Raw genomic sequence first — 16460 nt, 5'->3', positions numbered from 1 at the left:
CGGCATCCGTGGGAGGCTCGGTCCGATGAACCGGGCGCAGAAGATCACGATCGCCGTCTCGACGATGGTGGTCGCAGGCCTCGTGGTGCTCGCCGCTCCGCCCGTGCTCGACGCCGCAGGGTGGGCCGCAGCGCGACTCGCGCCGGCCGCTGCCGAGCCGACAGCGTCTCCTTCTGCCGCGACCGAATCGCCCGGTGAGGACGACGCGGCGCTCACGGGCCTGCCGGAGGGGTACGTGAACGTGGGAAACGGCACCGCGATCCCTTCGGGCGGCCCGGGCGACTGCGAGGAAGCCGCCTGGATCCACATGGGCGAGATGAACGCCTGGCTCCACGGCGACATCCCCGACCAGGGCGTCCGGGAGTTCGCCGCTGGTGAAGCAGGGCTGGACGAGGAGGGGCGCGTCGTGACGTACACCGTCGCGCCCGGCGACGCGCTCTACGCCATCAGCGACCGATTCTGCATCGCGAACCCGCACAGCATCGACACGCTGAACCATACGAGGATGATCCAGCCGGGTGACGTCCTCCTCCTGCGTCCGAACAAGTCACTGCCGTGGATTCCGTATTTCAGCCCGCCCGACGCCCCCGCGGGATATCAGCAGATCCCTTATCAGAATGCGGTGGAAGCGATGAGCGCGGCCGCGCAGGCCGGCGACCTCGACGCGATGCGGACCATCTTCGAGAACGACCTCGCGGACCTGTTCCCGAACCCGGACCACGCGAACGTCATCGCCCGCGCGCTGGAGCTCGAGAGACTCGACGTCCTCCGTCACATGTTCGCGTAGCCGGGCTCGCACGCCTCGCACCCGCCCACTCGAGACCCGTCGTCCCGCGCCGGCCGCGACCCTGAGCCGAACTCCTCAAAACCGGTCCCGGACCCGCCCTGGGCACCGAAACCCGGCCGACTGCGCGCGAATCGGAGGAGTTCGGTACGCGACCGACCGCCCAGGGTCCGGCCCATGGGTTCGACGGCAGGAGGCCCGACCCGACCCCGAGCTCACCGGAACCGCGGGCCGAACTCCTCAGAAACCCTGCCCGACGCCTCCCCGGGCCCCGGAACCCGCCTCCGGCGCGCGAATCGGAGGAGTTCGGTACGCGCAGGCGCCGACCACCGGCCCGGAAACGAAAGAAGCGCCCCCACGAGGGGGCGCTTTTCCTGTAGCGGGAGCGGGGCTTGAACCCGCGACCTCACGATTATGAGTCGTGCGCTCTCACCAACTGAGCTACCCCGCCGCGACGCATTCCGTCGGTCGGACGAGATGCTGCGAGCCCCGAGTCAGGATTGAACTGACGACCCCTTCCTTACCATGGAAGTGCTCTGCCACTGAGCTATCGGGGCGTGCCACCTGCGTGCAGGCAACTCAACGAGGATACCAGAATCACGGCATCCTGCTGAATCGGCTCAGCCTCCCGCGTGCTCGCGCAACCAGGGAAGCGGATCGATCGCGGTCGTGCCGTTCATGAGGATCTCGAAGTGCAGGTGCGCACCGAACGAACGTCCGGTGTTGCCCGTCAGCCCGATGATCGTTCCGGCCGTGACGGTGTCGCCGACCTCGACCTGGAGCGAGTCGTACTGCATGTGCGCGTAGTGGCTCGAGACGAGCTGACCGTCGATCTCGTGGTCGATGATGACGTGCACGCCGTAGGCGCCGCCCGCACTGGTGGCGACCCGCACCACGCCATCGGTGATCGCCTGGATCGGCGCACCGTCACCGGGGACGAAGTCGAGCCCTTCGTGCAGGTTCCCCGAGCGCATCCCGTAGCCATAGCTGATGGGCACACCCACCGGGAACGGCCACTGGATCTCGCCGTTGGGGTCATTGTAGAAGAAGTTGGAGAAGTTCTGGATGCCGGACTCGGACGCGAGCTCCGCGATCGTCTGCGTCGAGTAGCTCTCCGTGCGCTGCAGCGTGTCGTTCTGCGCATCCGACGGGGCCACGTACGCCTGGATCTCGTCGCGGTCGATCGCGCTCGAGGCCACGGTCATGTTCGCGGGAGCCACCGCGGACGTGGGCACCGATGCTGCGGCGACGGCCTCGGCGGGAGTGGTCATGCCGACGGCCATGAGTCCGACGATGCCGAACACGCCGACGGAGAAGGATGCCGTCGCCACACGCGTGACGGCGGAGCGTCCGGAACGTCGACCGCGCGGGGGGACGACGTGGGCCCCCGTGATCGTGAGCGGCGCGGAGGAAGCCGGCTCCGACGGGGCGGCGGCGACCGGGGTCTCGCCGGTGAAGCAGAAGAGACGTGCGGCGCGTTCGAACTCGTCCTCGTCGGCGTCGGCCGGGGCGTCGTCGGCATCCGCATCGACGAGGGACTCCGCCGCGGGGGAATCCACGACGCTCTCGAGAAGCTCGGGGTCGACGGCGGCAGGGTCGTGCGCGGTGGCCTCGGCGGCGGGGGCGGGGATCTCGTCGACGACGAGGTGCTCCACCGCCGGCACGGATGCCCGGCGGGCGCGGCGCGCGCGGCGGGTCAGGGCGGGCTCGTCCTCGGCCGCGACGGGCTCCGGGGTCACGGTATCGACGGGGTCCGCAGAGTCGCGGGTCTCCTCACCGGGCGCGGCGAGGTCGAGCTCGATGAGCACGGCGTCGCCCGGGAGGGTGACGGAGGCCGTCGACTCGACGGCGACGGCACGGCGTCGCTCCGCACGAGAGGGGGCCGGAGCCGGGACGTCGACGGATGCCGGGGCCGCGGGGAGTCGGCGGGAGCGCCGCGTGGGCGCGGGCTCAGCCTGGGATGAATCGAGGGGCAAACGAAAGGGCTCTCAGTCGTGTCGCACGCGCGACGGAGGTCATCTCAGATGGGGGGATGTCGCTTCGTTCCGCACGGGCACGGAAGATAACGAACGGGTAAACACTACCCCCGGCGACCTGAGAATGCGATGTACACACGCCCGATCGCCCGGCAGCTCACGGCTGCAGCGCGGCGGCGAACAGGCGGTCGTAGAGCTCCGGTGCCGCCGCGACGTTCAGGACACGCCCCGCCGCGTCCGCGTCACCGCGGCCGAAGCGGCCCCCGGCCTCCCGGACGATCAGGGCGCCCGCCGCGTGGTCCCACGGCTGGAGCCCGCGTTCGAAGTAGCCGTCGAGGCGCCCGGCGGCGACGTACGACAGATCGAGGGATGCCGCGCCCGCACGCCGGAGGTCCCGCGCGAGGGGCAGCACACGTCCCACCGCGGCGAGGTCGCCGGCGTGGGTGGACGGGTCGTAGCCGAAGCCGGTGGCGATGAGGCCGCCGGCATCCGTCAGCTCGGCCACCCGCAGGCGCGCACCGTCGAGATACGCACCTTCCTGCCGGACGGCGTGGAACATCTCATCGACCGCGGGTGCGTACACCGCGGCGGCCACGGCCTCCCATCGGTCGGGGTCGGGGTCTCCCGCGACGACGGCGATGCTCACCGCGTACTGCGGCATGCCGTACGCGTAATTGACGGTGCCGTCGATGGGATCGACGACCCAGGTCAGACCGCTCTCGCCGACCTCTGCACCGGTCTCCTCCCCCAGGAAGCCGTCCCGGGATGCCTCGGCGGCCAGCCGGGCGCGGACGAGCGCCTCGACCTCGCGGTCGGCCTCGGTGACGATGTCGGCGAGCGCGGACTTGGTCGCGGCGATCGCCACACCCTCGGTGCGGCGTCGGAGCGCAAGCGCGCCCGCCTCCCGCGCGATGTCGAGGGCGAGGTCGTGCAGGTCGCGATCGGATGCCATGCCTCCACGCTACTGCGGGCGCGCGGGGGACCCCGGCGCTAGCGTGGATCCATGACAGGCGGATTCGGCCGCACCCACGACGTCGTCATCATCGGCGGCGGACACAACGCACTGACCGCCGCGGCCTACCTCGCCCGCGCGGGGCACAGCGTGGTGGTCCTCGAACGGCTCGCGCACGCCGGCGGCGCCGCGGTCTCCGAGCAGCCCTGGGCGGGGGTGGACGCGCGACTGTCGCGCTACTCCTACCTCGTGAGCCTCCTCCCCCGGCGGATCATCGACGACCTGGACCTCGCCCTGACACTGAAGCGACGGCGCTACTCGTCCTACACCCCGGACCCGGGCGATCCCGCACGCGGAATCCTCATCGACACGCAGGATGCCGCTGCCACCGCGTCCTCGTTCGCGCGCGTCACGGGGTCCGCCGCGGAGGCCGACCGGCACGCACGGTTCGGGGCGCGGCTCGGCCCGCTCGCGGCATCCGTCTTCCCGACGATGACCGAGCCGCTCCGGCGACGTTCCGAGATCGCGGCCCGCGTGACGGATGCCGCGCTGTGGGAGGGGATCGTGGAGCGACCGCTCGGCGAGCTCCTGCGGGCGTCCTACGACAGCGACATCGCGCGCGGGATCGCCCTGACGGACGGGCTGATCGGCACGTTCGCGGCATCCGATGATCCCGGCCTCCGGCAGAACCGGTGCTTCCTCTACCACGTGATCGGCGGCGGCACCGGGGATTGGGACGTCCCCGTCGGCGGCATGGGGCAGGTCACCGATGCGCTGGAGCGGGCGGCCCGGGCGGTCGGCGCGGAGATCCGCACGCGCGCCGAGGTGGTCTCCGTCACCCCCGAGGGCGAGGTCGAGGTCGCCGGGGAGCACCCGGGAACCCTCCGCGGGCGGCTCGTGCTCAGCGGGGTCGGCCCGAGCGTCCTCGCGGCGCTCCTCCGCGCGGGCGGGGCGCCGACGACGGATGCCGCCTCGGCGCCGTCCCCGGAGGGCGCACAGGTCAAGGTCAACATGCTGTTGCGGCGCCTCCCGCGTCTGCGGGACGCCACGGTCGCCCCCGAGGCCGCGTTCGCGGGGACGTTCCACATCAATGAGACGCTGAGCCAGCTCGACGCCGCGCACGCGCGGGCGTCCGGCGGAGAGATCCCCGATCCGCTGCCGGCGGAGATCTACTGCCATTCGCTCACCGATCCGTCGATCCTCGGACCGGAGCTGCGCGCATCGGGGGCGCAGACGCTGACCCTGTTCGGCCTGCACGTGCCGCATCGGCTCGTGGCCGGACGCGATCGCGACACCGTGCGACGCGAACTGCTGGCCGCGGCGGAGCGTTCGCTGGACGCAGTGCTGGCGGAGCCCATCTCGGACTGTGTCCACGAGGCTCCGGACGGGACGCCGTGCGTCGAGGCGAAGACCACCGCCGACCTGGAGGCGGGCCTCGGGATGACCGGCGGCGACATCTTCCACGGCGACCTCTCGTGGCCGTGGGCCGAAGACGACGAGGCGCTCGACACCCCGGCGGAACGGTGGGGGGTCGCCACCGCGCACGAGCGGATCCTCGTCTGCGGCTCGGCGTCGCGCCGCGGCGGCGCCGTCAGCGGCCTCGGCGGCCACAGTGCGGCGCACGCGGCCCTCGAGATCCTCGCGGGCCGCTGACCCGGGGGCTCGTCCCCGGGGCGCGTCAGCCGCGCGGCGGTAGCGGAGGCGGCGGCGGGAAGCCGTCGTATCCGGGTGCCGGCGGCGCGGGCTGTTCGGGGGCCTCCTGTGCGGGCGGAGGTGACACGGGCGCGAACACGTGCGCGCCCGGGCTCGGGAAGCCGGTCTGGTAGGCCGCGAAATCGGGCGAGCCGTCGGGCATCATCGGCAGCGGCGTGACCCCGTCGGCGAACATCGGCCACGGCAGCAGTTCCGGCTCAGCGGATGCCGCGGGAGCCGCGGCCGGGGCCGGCTCGGGCGAGGGTCCCGCGTCGGGTGCGGGCTGCTCCCCCGCCGCCTGCGCGGCCTCGGCCTGCGCCTGCTGGACCGCGGCGTGGGTCACGACGGAGCGGGCCGGATGCGGCTGCTCTCCCTGGGGCGCCGGCGCCGCGGCATCCGTTCCCGCGGCCGGATCGATCGGGGTGGCACCCGCCGGTCCACGGTAGGGCTCCGGGGCCGCCGGAAGCTGCGCCGAGAACGGCGGAGCGGCGGGTGCGGACTGCGCACCGGGGTAGGCCGCGGGAGTCGCGGGCGCACCGTACCCACCGGCGGGACCGTAGCCGCCCGACGCTCCGTACCCGGCGGAGGCTGCGTACCCGGCCGACGCCCCGAACCCGGCGCCGTACGCCGGACCGCCGGGGTAGCCGGGCGCCGGCGCGGCGGCGACGGTCCTCGCCTTGCGCGGCGCGAACAGGGCGTTCACGAGCGGGAGAAGAGCGGTGCCCACGGCGGCGAGGATTGCGGTGGCCACCACGATGCGCCAGTAGATGTCGGCGAAGTCGACCCACTCCGAGAGCATGAGCGGGATGATCAGCAGGACCGCCAGGAGCGTGACGAGACCGATGGTCGTGAACGCCACGATCTGCGTGAACCGCGTCACGTACCGCTCGAGCGCCTTCATGTACAGGCGCACGTGGAGGAGGGCGAGCTGCAGGATCAGCACGATGAAGAGGAACTGCAGGAAGCGGCCGAAGCCGCTCCACGAGTAGCGCTCCGGCATCCAGATCATCACCGCACCGATGAGGAGGGTGACGATCCAGGTGGCCATGCTCGCCAGCGCGAACCATGCGGGACGGCGGGGGGCGAGGTGCGCGTCGAGGATCGCGACGCCCGCGAAGCCCGCCAGCAGCAGGATCGTCAGGAACGCGCGACCGACGATGCCGTTCTGCTCGCCGATGAGGACCCACACGACGCAGACGAGCGCCGCGGCGATGAGAGCGCCGATGGCGACCCAGATCGCCGCACGCAGCAGCGGGGAGGTCTGGGCGTCGGCGCGCGAGGGCTCGAGCGCCTGCTGATCGGGCTGCGACATGGTCCGTCCTCTCGTCCGCGGGATGGACCCGCCGTCCCATCCTGACATGCGCGGTTCTCGGCGGCGACCCGGTTCTCGCGCCCCTAGAATCGCGACGTGGAGCTCCTCGACATCGGCCGCGTCCTGCTCGGATTGGTCCTGCTCATCGGCGGCGGCGAGGTGCTCGTGCGCGGCGCGTCGGCGCTCGCGACCAAGCTCGGCATCCCCCCTCTCGTGGTGGGGCTCGTGATCGTCTCGGCCGCCACGAGCGCGCCCGAGCTGGCGGTGACGATCGGCGCCGTCATCGACGAGGAACCGAGCCTCGCCGTCGGCAACGTCGTCGGCAGCAACATCGTCAACGTCCTGCTGATCCTCGGCCTCTCGGCCTTGTTCCTGCCACTGGCGGTCAAGCGCCGCCTCGTGAAGTTCGACCTCCCGGTGATGGTCGGCATCAGCATCCTGTTGCTCGTGCTCGCCCTGGACGGCGAGATCACGCAGATCGACGGGGTGATCCTCTTCGCGGCGGCCGTCGCCCACGTCGTCCTGAGCTTCACGCTGAGCAGGAAGGATCCGGATGCCGTGCCCGACGATGCCGCGGCAGCCACCGATCCCTCGCAGACCGGTCCGGTGCGGACACGGCGGGCCCCGGCATCCGGAGTCCTGTCGTACCTGATCCCGGTCGTCCTCATCCTCGCCGGCATCGGTCTGCTCGTGTTCGGCGCCGACCTGCTCGTCACCGGAGCCGTGGCGATCGCGACCGGTTTCGGCGTCTCGAGCCTGGTGATCGGCCTCACCGTCGTCGCGATCGGCACCTCCCTCCCGGAGCTCGCGACCTCGATCGCGGCCGTCCGACGCGGCGAGCGCGACCTTGCCGTCGGCAACATCGTCGGCAGCAACATCTTCAACATCGGGGTCGTGCTGGGCCTCCCCGCGATCTTCTTCCCGGCGGGGATCCCGGTGCCGGATGCCGCGATCTCGCTCGACATCCCGCTGATGATCGCCGCCGCGGTCGCGCTCGTGCCGATCGCGTTCACGGGGTTCACCATCGCGCGGTGGGAGGGCGCGGTGTTCGTCGGCCTCTACGTCGCGTACACGGTGTACCTGATCCTCGCCGCGGTGGCGCACGATGCCCTGCGCGGCTTCTCGATCGTGATGCTCTTCTTCGTGCTCCCGCTCCTCGCGGTCACCCTCATCGCCGTGACGGCCTACGAGGTGGGCCTCCGCCGCGGCCGCCGCGAGACCCCCACCCCCTGATCCGGATTCGGTGGCGCCTTCACGCGGGTCGTCGGCCCGCACCCCCGCGTCACGGCGCCACTGAAGCCCGTTCACGAGGGTGGAACGACGAAGGGCCCCGCGGTGCGGAGCCCTTCGTGATGGTGGCGAGTGAGGGATTCGAACCCCCGAATGCTGAGCAGTCTGATTTACAGTCAGATCCCTTTGGCCGCTTGGGTAACTCGCCGGGTGCGCACCCGCCCGGCTTGTACAGTCGACCGGAGGCGCGATCACCGATCCTACTCTCCCGAGGCCGCTCTCGGGAAATCGGATGCGGTGCGAGGATCAGGTGCCGATGGCGTCGAGGTCGGTGTCCTCCAGCGCGGACGGCAGACGCAGGAGAGCCCCCTCGAATCGGCAGGTCGCCGCGGCGGCATCCATCGCCTTCTCGAGCACGTCGCCCCATTCCTCCTCGGCCTGCGGCTGCCCCTGCGCGAGCGACGCGAGGGTCGACGCGAACGCGGCGTCACCCGCGCCCATCGTGTCGACGATCGGACCCGGGAGGCTCGAGATCGGTCGCGTCGCGGTGACACCCGCCGCCTCGACCGACGCTCCGGCGGCGCCCTGGGTCGCCAGCACCGCGTGCGTCCCGAGCTCCAGGAGTCGGGCCCGCAGGGCGTCCAGCGGCTCTCCGTACAGCAGCGTCGCGTCGTCCTCGCCGACCTTCACGAGCGCGGCGTCGGCGGCGAGCGCCTCGAAGCCGCGTACGAACTCGGCGCGGTCGTGCATCATGCCCTCGCGCGGATTCGGATCGATCGCCAGCGGAGTGCCGGATGCCGCGACCGCCTCCGCGAACTCCCGGGTCTGCTCCGTGTCGTCGAACGCGAAGCAACTGACGGCCACGAGGGCGGCATCCGCCATCGCGGCGCGTTCCGCATCACCGAATCGGATGCGGCGCTTCCGGGACGCCTCGTTGAAGACGTAGGTCGGCTCGCCGCCGCCGGAGCGGGTGCTCACCGCGCGGGCGGTGCCGAGCGGCGAGGGCGTCGCGAGGAGGTCGACGCCGTGGTCGGCGAGGTACGCGCGCACCCGCGAACCGGGTTCGTCGTCTCCGACCATCGCGACGAGGGTGGTGGGCACGCCGAGTCGCGCGAGTCCGACGGCGACGTTCAGCGCGGCGCCTCCCACGAACTCGCGCACACCCGTGTCGTCGCGCAGCTCATCGATCAGCGCGTCTCCGACGACGACGATCCGTTCCGTCATGCCCTGCTCCCCACACTCTCCAGCACTCGTCCGACGAAGGTCTCGGTGCGCCGACGCGTTCCGTCGATGCGCATGTCCACGCTCGCCCGCATCTCGCTCGGCGCGAGCGGCGCGGCCAGCCGCACGTTCTCGTGACACGACAGATCGGCGCACATGTACGTTCCCACACTGTCGCCGCGTTCGCCGGCAGCGCCGGCGCGCCGCGCGGAGAACATCACCACCTGATCGGCCGGCTGCATCGTGTGGCAGAGGTTGCACATCGCCGAGCGCGCGTGCGAACTCCCCTCGGCAGCCCGGAGGACGATTCCGCGCGGCTCGTCGTCGATCTCGACGAAGAGGTATCCGCGGCCGCGCGTGCGCGGATCACGCCACGCCAAGAAGTCCAGGTGGAACCAGTCCAGCAGCACGAAATCGGTCGGCAGGGCGACGATCCGCAACTCGTCGGGGGTGGCGTTGACGAAATGGGAACGCACATCGTCTTCGGTCAGTGGGCGCATGGCACCTCCTCGCCCGACCCAGTCTACGAACCTCCCCGCGCCGCGGCGTCCGCACCCCACCCGAGGCGCGCGGCGACAGCGTCCGCGGCGGGCGTCGGAAACTCCCCCCAGCCCGGTTCGAGCACGTCGCGGGCCAGGTCGAACAGCCCTCGCGCGCACTCCTCCACAGGGCGGTCGAGGATCTCCGCGATGCGCGCGCCCTCCGCCGGGAAGTCCTCCTCGAATCGCCGCACCGGGTCGATGATGTCGCGCCGGGAGGTCGATACTGTCGCGAAGCGTCCCCGCACGGCTCGGATCAGGTGCTGCACCGCCCACTGACGGATGAACTGCCCGCCGTTCAGACGCTCACCGCGCCGGACACGTCCGACGCCGACCATCAGCTTCACCAGGAAGAGGGCGGTGTCGTTCGCCGGGTCGAAGCGGTCGGATGCCTCCGCCCGGCGCCGCGCGTCCTCGATGAGTGCAGCCACCGAACCGGCCTCGTCGTCGACGACGACGGAGGCGTCTCCGGCGAGAGCGCCGGACAGCTCGTCGACCTCGGCCAGGGCGAACTCGAGCAGATGACCGTCCGCGTAGAGCACCGTGAAGCCGATCTCGCCCTCCCGCGCGACCAGGACGCGGGAGGCGGGATCCGGAAGCCACTCCAGGCTCTGCCGGGCCTCGGCCCCGCGTCCGCGGTGAGCGAGCGCGAAGAAGTCGTGATCCGACCACTCATCGCGACGCGCCCGTCCTGACTCGGAGGCCGACCCGAGCAGCGCGAGCCCGAGCAGGCGGTCGTCCGCTCGCACCCCCGCGGTCAGGGCGGCGCTGAGCGCGTCGAAGGCATCCGTGCTCACGGCGTGCGCACCCCGGGCAGAGCCCACGCGGCGAAGACCGGGCCGCGGGCCGAGATCGTCACGACGTCGGATGCCGCGTCCACCGCGACCGTCCCGTACAGCGCCTGGGCGCCCTCGGCCCCGGGGACCGCGTCCGCCGGCACGGTCATCTCCACGTCGCCGCGGGCGGCGAGGACGAGAATGCTCTCCTCGGCGGCCTCCCGGACGAAGAGCACCGCATCCTCGTCCACGTGCACCCACCGCAGCCCGCCGCCGGCAAGCGCGGGATGCGCGCGGCGGAGGTGCACGAGGTCGCGGTACAGCGCGATGCGCACGGCGACCTCGGGCTCTTCCTCGGTGCCCCACGGCATCGGCGTCCGGCTGGCCTCGCCGTCGACCCCGACGGCGCCGAACTCGTCGCCCGCGTAGACGACCGGGAGACCCGGGAGCGTCATCGACAGCCCGACCGCGACCGGGATCGTCCCCTCCCCCGCGTGCGTGGCGAAGCGGGCGGTGTCATGGGTGTCGAGGGGCTGCATGGTGCCGAGCCGCACCCGCCAGGGGACGCCGGCCGCGAACCGCGTGACGGACTCGACGAACTGGGTCGCCGTGTAGCGCGGGATCCCGTCGATCGGCTGCCCGAAGAACCACGGCTCGGTGACCTCATCGCCCTCGGCGTTCCGGTACACCGTCGACTGCGGATCGCTCAGCCACGCCCACAGCGGTCGAGTGAACGAGGGATAGGTCATCGCGCCGTGCCACCCGTCCCCCTGCAGGTCGCTCACGGCGTCGTTCGTCGACTCCCCCAGGAGGAGGGTGTCGGGGTTGATGGCGATCATCGTCTCGCGCAGGAGCTGCCGCACCTCGGCGTTGAGATCGATGTCGCCGAGCCGCCCGGTCATGTTCGCGACGTCGATCCGCCATCCGTCGGCGTTGTAGGGCGGCTTCAACCACATCGCCACGACCGAGTCGGGACCCGAGATGAACCGCTCGCGGAGCTTCTCCGAGGCCCAGTTGAACTTCGGCAGCGTCGGATACCCGAGCCAGGAGACGTACTCGGTGTTGCCCTCGTCGGTGAAGTAGTAGAACTCCTCGGCGGGCGCTGCCGGCGTGCCGTAGGCCGAGAGGAACCACTCGTGCCGGTCTCCGGAATGGTTGCTGGTCAGATCTCCGATGACCCGGATGCCGCGGGCGTGGGCCTCCTCGATGAGACGGACGTACGCGTCGTCCCCGCCGAGGAGGGGGTCGACGGTCAGGAAGCTCGACGCGTCGTAGCGGTGGTTCGAGGCGGCGGGGAAGACGGGGGTCAGGTACAGCAGGTTCACGCCCAGGCCGACGAGGTGGTCGAGCTTCTCGATGACGCCGGGAAGATCGCCGCCGTAAAGCTGCTGCGACCGCCCGGGCGCGAGGACGTCCACCGGGTCGTCCCAGGATGCCGGGGTCGCCCACTCCGGGGTCGGGTGGGTATCGGCCTCGGACGACCGGGCGAAGCGGTCGGGGAAGACCTGGTACATCACCGCGTCGTACATCCACTCCGGAGGCGCGGGATACGCTACGAGGGCGAAGTCCTCGGCATCGAGCGTCTCGATCTCGTGGAGACCGGCCTGGTTCAACCAGAACACGCGACCGTCGTCCCGACGGATCATGAAGCGGTAGCCGTGGCGCGGGTTGGCCACGACGACCTCCGCCTCCCACCAGTCCCATCCGCCGTCGGCGCCGAGGAGGACGGCATCCGTCCACGCCGGCTCGTGGTCCGGGTTCGACCGGGCCCGTACGATCGCGGCCTGTCCCCACGCGTGCGGGATCCGCACCCGTACCCGCACGGTCTCGCCGAGCGCGGGCGCGAGGGTCGACACGTGTAGCGGCGACCCGTCGTGGTGCGGGATCAGCCGCGATGCGGCATCCGTCACTTGACGCTGCCGGAGACGAGCCCGCCCGCGATGTAGCGCTGCGACAGCAGGAAGAGCACCATCACGGGGAGGGCCGCGAGGATCGCGCCCGCCGAGAACACACCCCAGTTCTGCGACTGGAAGCCCGACACGAGCTGGAACAGCCCGATCGCGACGGTCTGCGTGGCCGGATCGGTGAGGATGACGCTCGCGATGGCGAACTCGCCGATGATGCCGATGAAGGTCAGCAGCCCCACGACGATGAGGATCGGCGTGACCAGCGGCAGCATGATCGTGAAGAACACCCGCGCGTGGCCGGCACCGTCGATCTTCGCCGCCTCGTCGATCGCCGACGGGACGGTGTTGAAGAACCCGTACATGAGGAACGTGTTCACACCCAGCGCGCCGCCGAGGTACACCATGATGAGGCCTGCGTGGGTGCCGAGACCGATCGCCGGGAAGACGTCGCTGATCTGGATCATCAGGAGGAAGATCGCGGTGATCGCCAGGAGCTGCGGGAACATCTGCAGCACAAGCAGCGTCATCAGTCCGAACCGCCGCCCGCGGAAGCGCATGCGCGAGAACGCGTATGCACCGAGCGCGCACAGGAGCACCGTGACGACGCTCGTGACGATCGCGATGATCAGCGAGTTGACGTACCAGGTGCCGTACGGGATCGCCGGATCGGTGAAGAGGCGCTCGTAGTTGCGCGGCGAGATGGCCGAGAACAGCTGATTCGAGCCGGTCAGGGTCCCGATCGGGTTGAGGGATGCCGAGATGATGTACAGCAGCGGGAAGAGCGCGAAGGCGATCGCGATCCACGCCACGACGTGACGCCACCCCTTGTCGGCGAACCAACGGCGGAACGACTGGCGCCGGTGCGTCGGGATCGGCGGCTGGTCGTCGGCGGGGAGGCCCGCGACGCCGCCGATGCGGCTGACGACCCCGACGCGGGCGGCGTCGGGAACGGACTGGTCGATGCGCTCGCTCATCAGTTCAGGTCCTCCAGTGCCTTGGTCTGCCGGAAGCTGATCACGGCGACGACGGTGACGATGACGAAGATCAGGATCGACAGCGCCGACGCGAGACCGAGGTCGCGGCCTCCGCCGCCGCCGAAGGCGACCTTGTAGACCATCGTGATCATGATGTCCGTCGCACCGATGTCCAGCGTGGTGTCGGTGAAGCGGGGGTTTCCTCGCGTGAGCATGTAGATCACGCCGAAGTTGTTGAAGTTGTACGCGAAGGTGGCGATCAGCAACGGCGCGACGGCGACGAACAGGAGCGGAAGCTTCACAGAGCGGAAGATCCGCCACGCGCCGGCGCCGTCCATCTTCCCGGCCTCGACGATGTCTTCCGGCAGCGACTGCAGGGCGCCCGTGCTCACGAGGAACATGTACCCGTAGCCGAGCCACATGTTCACCACGAGCACGCTGAGTCTCGCGAGCCACGGATCGGCCAGCCAGGGTATCGAGGCGCCGCCGAGGAGGATCTGGTTGATGAACCCGAACTCCTGGTTGAGCATGCCCGCCCAGACGAGACCCGTCAGGTACGCGGGGAAGGCGTACGGCAGGATCACGAGGATGCGGTAGTACTTCTTGCCCTTGAGGGTCGGGTGGTTCAGCGCGACGGCGAGGAAGAGGCCGAGCGCGAAGCAGAGGAACGTCGAGCCCGCGGCGAAGACGAACGTCCAGATCGTCACGCGCAGCAGCGGATCGCGGATCTGATCGTTGGTGAAGGCGTAGGCGAAGTTGTCCCAGCCGATGACGACCCGCCAGCCGGGGGTGAGGATCGAACCGTCTTCGGCGCGGAAGTTGCCCTCGCCGTCGTCGACGTAGACGAGCCCCGAGTCGGTGTTCGTGAACGTGTCGGCGACCTCGTCGTACTCGAGGTTCGAGGTGAAGATGAACGCGCGCTGACCGTCGGAGGTGCGCAGCGTCCCGTCGTTGATGTCGTCCGAGACCGGGACGTTCAGGGCGAGAACCTCGTCCTGGAAGCGGATCACCTGGTTGAGGTTCAGCTCGTCCCAGCCGGAGGGGGCGGCGGTGACGTCTTCCAGCGGCTGCTCGTTCGTGCCGAAGGCGAGCGTCCCGCCGGGCTCGGCCACGAGGAGACCGAACTGGTCGGCCTGGCGGAGCACCTGGACGGTGTACTCAGGCGAGTCGGGCACACGCGCCTGCGAGGTGCTGATGATCTGGGCGACCGCATCGTCTTTGGTGCTGTTGTGCTGGTCACCGGCGTTGGTGAAGGCGATGTAGCCGGTGTAGAAGATCACGAAGACCTGGAAGATCGCGAGGAACGCGAGGCCCGGCGTGAGGTACTTGCCGGGAAGGAGCCCAGGACGCAGGTAGATGACGTTCACCGCGATGACGACGAGCGTCAGGATGCCCGCGGCCACCCAGTCGCCCGTGGCGATGAGGACCCACACGGCGAAGACGGTGAGGGCGTCGATGACGCCGAGGAGGACGACCTTCACCACGAGGGCGAGGATGCCGCCGGAGGTGAGTCGTCGCGACGGGGTGTGGAACGGATTGTCACCCCACAGTCCGGAGGACGGGGTGCCGGACCGGCCGGCGGTCGTGGCGGGCTTGGCGTCGACCATCGATGGACGCTCCTTCATCGCAGTGTCGGGCTACAGAGTAGGGGCGGGTGGGGTTCGAGCAGAACCCCACCCGCCCTGTGACGGCAGGACTCAGCCGTCGATCTTGGTCTGGATGTTCGTCGCAGCGGTCTCCCAGACCTCCTGCGGGTCACCCTCGCCCTTGATGAGCTGGAGCTCGGCGTTGCCCCAGTCCGACCACACGGCACCCATCTCGGGGATCGCGGGCATCGGAGCACCGGTCTGGCCGATGGCGCCGAAGGCGGCGACGTCGGGGTCGGATGCCGCGGCACTCTCGTACGCGGCGGTCAGTGCCGGCGGACGGCCGCCGACCTCGAACAGTGCGAGCTGCGCCTCTTCGGTGCTGAGGTAGTTGACGATGAAGTTCGTCGCGGCCAGCGCGTTGGCGGACTTGCTCGAGAGGAAGAAGCCGTTGACGCCGATGAACGGACGGGCCTCTTCGCCACCGGCGCTGGGCAGCGGGTCGATGACGTAGTTGATGCCGGCCTCGGCGATCGCGGGGGTGTTCCACGGCCCGGTCAGGTAGTAGGGCGATTCGCCGGCGAGGAAGAACTCGCGGGCGCGGTCTCCGTCGATGTTGGCGTTGAGGATGCCCTCGGCACCCCACTGCTTCAGCGCGGTGGCGAACTCGACACCGGCCTCGTCACCGAGGACGAGGTTGGAGGAGTCGTAGCTGCCGTCGGCGTTCTGGGCGAACACCTGCGAACCGAACGAGGTCTGCAGCGGGTACAGGTGGTACGGGTCACCCTGCTCGGGCGACAGGCCCACGAGGAACGGGTAGGTGGTGCCGGCCTCGCGACCCTTCGCGATGACCTCGTCGAAGGTCGTGCTCGGCTCGGCGACGAGGTCCGCGTTGCGGACGAGCGCGACGTTCTCGATCGAGTACGGGACGCCGTAGACGTTGCCGTCGTAGGTCATGGCCTGAATGGCGGACTCCGCGAAGCCCGAGGCGACGTCGCCGAGCTCGAGCGGGGCCACGACACCGGCGGCCACGTAGGCGCCCAGCTTGTCGTGGGGGCTGACGATGACGTCGGGGCCCTTGCCGGTGGGAACCTGCGAGATGAAGTCCTGGTCGACGGTGGCGAAGTCCTTGGTCACCAGCTCGACCTCGATGCCGGTGTCCTCGGTGAAGGATGCCGCGACGCCCTCCAGTGCGGGCTTGCGCTCGATGTCGACCCAGACGGTGATGGCGTTCGCGTCGCCGCTGCCTTCACCGGTGTCGCCGCCGTCGGCCGTGTCGCCGCCGCCGCTCGCGCAGCCGCTGAGCACGAGCGCGCTGCTCGCCACCAGCGCGCCGAGTGCGAGCACGCTCTTCCTGTTCACCTTCATCGGTGTGCCTCTCTTGAAGTGCTGATTCGTGGAGAACCGGCTTCTGCCGGCGCTGAGCACCGAGAAGACCGTTCTTCTGCTCGCCGTGATGCAAGCGCTTACATTCTTACCCGCCACCCTCGATCCCGCAACCGCGGATTTCG

At 70.4% G+C, this 16460-nt stretch carries 13 protein-coding genes and 3 tRNA genes; 3 read left to right on the top strand and 13 right to left on the bottom strand.

The genetic code is table 11. The annotated features are described in order from the left end of the window. The first annotated feature begins 25 nt into the window (after positions 1-25). Positions 26-787: a LysM peptidoglycan-binding domain-containing protein gene (locus KZC50_RS08125; protein WP_310891302.1), complete on the top strand. Its 762-nt coding sequence runs from the start codon at positions 26-28 to the stop codon at positions 785-787. A gap of 374 nt (positions 788-1161) precedes the next feature. Here the strand turns inward: KZC50_RS08125 and KZC50_RS08120 are convergent. The 4 genes from KZC50_RS08120 to KZC50_RS08105 all read right to left on the bottom strand — a co-directional run bounded on the left by KZC50_RS08120 (position 1162) and on the right by KZC50_RS08105 (position 3712). Then, positions 1162-1235: transfer RNA gene (locus tag KZC50_RS08120), tRNA-Met, on the bottom strand. Positions 1236-1269: 34 nt separating this feature from the next. Beyond that, positions 1270-1341 (bottom strand) — tRNA-Thr (locus KZC50_RS08115). A 63-nt stretch (positions 1342-1404) separates the two neighbouring features. Then, positions 1405-2760, bottom strand: coding sequence for a peptidoglycan DD-metalloendopeptidase family protein (locus KZC50_RS08110; protein ID WP_310891301.1), 1356 nt, complete (start codon positions 2758-2760; stop codon positions 1405-1407). 157 nt (positions 2761-2917) lie between these two features. Continuing rightward, the gene (locus tag KZC50_RS08105; RefSeq protein WP_310891300.1) at positions 2918-3712 is read right to left on the bottom strand and encodes an inositol monophosphatase family protein; all 795 of its coding nucleotides are present in this window, start codon (positions 3710-3712) and stop codon (positions 2918-2920) included. A gap of 51 nt (positions 3713-3763) precedes the next feature. Between KZC50_RS08105 and KZC50_RS08100 the strand changes: the two genes are divergently transcribed. After that, a complete protein-coding gene (locus tag KZC50_RS08100; RefSeq protein WP_310891299.1) occupies positions 3764-5365 on the top strand; it encodes a phytoene desaturase family protein in 1602 nt (533 codons plus the stop codon). A 25-nt stretch (positions 5366-5390) separates the two neighbouring features. Here KZC50_RS08100 and KZC50_RS08095 read toward each other — a convergent pair whose 3' ends face one another. Beyond that, on the bottom strand, positions 5391-6716 hold the full coding sequence (locus KZC50_RS08095; RefSeq protein ID WP_310891298.1) for a hypothetical protein: 1326 nt from the start codon (positions 6714-6716) through the stop codon (positions 5391-5393). A 96-nt stretch (positions 6717-6812) separates the two neighbouring features. On the opposite strand from KZC50_RS08095, the gene KZC50_RS08090 reads away from it, so the two are divergent. Beyond that, entirely contained in the window at positions 6813-7949 is a 1137-nt protein-coding gene (locus tag KZC50_RS08090; protein ID WP_310891297.1) for a calcium/sodium antiporter, read from the top strand. 120 nt (positions 7950-8069) lie between these two features. Here KZC50_RS08090 and KZC50_RS08085 read toward each other — a convergent pair. The 8 genes from KZC50_RS08085 to KZC50_RS08050 form a co-directional block, all read right to left on the bottom strand. Further along, a tRNA-Tyr gene (locus KZC50_RS08085) sits at positions 8070-8154 on the bottom strand. 98 nt (positions 8155-8252) lie between these two features. Then, positions 8253-9170 (bottom strand): PfkB family carbohydrate kinase, encoded by a 918-nt coding sequence (locus tag KZC50_RS08080; protein ID WP_310891296.1) that lies wholly within the window; start codon positions 9168-9170, stop codon positions 8253-8255. Next, complete coding sequence (locus KZC50_RS08075; protein ID WP_053548131.1) at positions 9167-9667, bottom strand: FBP domain-containing protein; 501 nt, start codon at positions 9665-9667, stop codon at positions 9167-9169. Before KZC50_RS08075 ends, KZC50_RS08080 begins: the two co-directional genes overlap by 4 nt. Before the next feature lie 23 nt (positions 9668-9690). Next, complete coding sequence (locus tag KZC50_RS08070) at positions 9691-10503, bottom strand: hypothetical protein (protein ID WP_310891295.1); 813 nt, start codon at positions 10501-10503, stop codon at positions 9691-9693. Further along, complete coding sequence (locus KZC50_RS08065) at positions 10500-12392, bottom strand: alpha-amylase family glycosyl hydrolase (protein WP_310891294.1); 1893 nt, start codon at positions 12390-12392, stop codon at positions 10500-10502. Before KZC50_RS08065 ends, KZC50_RS08070 begins: the two co-directional genes overlap by 4 nt. Then, positions 12389-13363, bottom strand: coding sequence for a sugar ABC transporter permease (locus KZC50_RS08060; protein ID WP_310891293.1), 975 nt, complete (start codon positions 13361-13363; stop codon positions 12389-12391). The genes KZC50_RS08065 and KZC50_RS08060 overlap by 4 nt, the downstream gene beginning before the upstream one ends. Continuing rightward, positions 13363-14988: an ABC transporter permease subunit gene (locus KZC50_RS08055; RefSeq protein ID WP_310891292.1), complete on the bottom strand. Its 1626-nt coding sequence runs from the start codon at positions 14986-14988 to the stop codon at positions 13363-13365. Before KZC50_RS08055 ends, KZC50_RS08060 begins: the two co-directional genes overlap by 1 nt. A 72-nt stretch (positions 14989-15060) precedes the next feature. Beyond that, a complete protein-coding gene (locus KZC50_RS08050; RefSeq protein WP_310891291.1) occupies positions 15061-16317 on the bottom strand; it encodes a sugar ABC transporter substrate-binding protein in 1257 nt (418 codons plus the stop codon). Positions 16318-16460: the final 143 nt, after the last annotated feature.

Origin of the sequence: Microbacterium aurantiacum, assembly GCF_031625015.1 — a bacterium.
Taxonomy (GTDB): Bacteria; Actinomycetota; Actinomycetes; order Actinomycetales; family Microbacteriaceae; genus Microbacterium; species Microbacterium aurantiacum.
The sequence above is the reverse complement of the archived record's forward strand: the minus strand, read 5'-3'. Positions and strand labels throughout refer to the sequence as shown.

What these genes read in the sequence shown, in the direction of transcription:
- KZC50_RS08125 (WP_310891302.1), top strand. Translation starts at nt 26, where the DNA reads ATGAACCGGGCGCAGAAGATCACGATCGCCGTCTCGACGATGGTGGTC.
- KZC50_RS08105 (WP_310891300.1), bottom strand. Translation starts at nt 3,712, where the DNA reads ATGGCATCCGATCGCGACCTGCACGACCTCGCCCTCGACATCGCGCGG.
- KZC50_RS08100 (WP_310891299.1), top strand. Translation starts at nt 3,764, where the DNA reads ATGACAGGCGGATTCGGCCGCACCCACGACGTCGTCATCATCGGCGGC.
- KZC50_RS08095 (WP_310891298.1), bottom strand. Translation starts at nt 6,716, where the DNA reads ATGTCGCAGCCCGATCAGCAGGCGCTCGAGCCCTCGCGCGCCGACGCC.
- KZC50_RS08080 (WP_310891296.1), bottom strand. Translation starts at nt 9,170, where the DNA reads ATGACGGAACGGATCGTCGTCGTCGGAGACGCGCTGATCGATGAGCTG.
- KZC50_RS08075 (WP_053548131.1), bottom strand. Translation starts at nt 9,667, where the DNA reads ATGCGCCCACTGACCGAAGACGATGTGCGTTCCCATTTCGTCAACGCC.
- KZC50_RS08060 (WP_310891293.1), bottom strand. Translation starts at nt 13,363, where the DNA reads ATGAGCGAGCGCATCGACCAGTCCGTTCCCGACGCCGCCCGCGTCGGG.
- KZC50_RS08055 (WP_310891292.1), bottom strand. Translation starts at nt 14,988, where the DNA reads ATGAAGGAGCGTCCATCGATGGTCGACGCCAAGCCCGCCACGACCGCC.
- KZC50_RS08050 (WP_310891291.1), bottom strand. Translation starts at nt 16,317, where the DNA reads ATGAAGGTGAACAGGAAGAGCGTGCTCGCACTCGGCGCGCTGGTGGCG.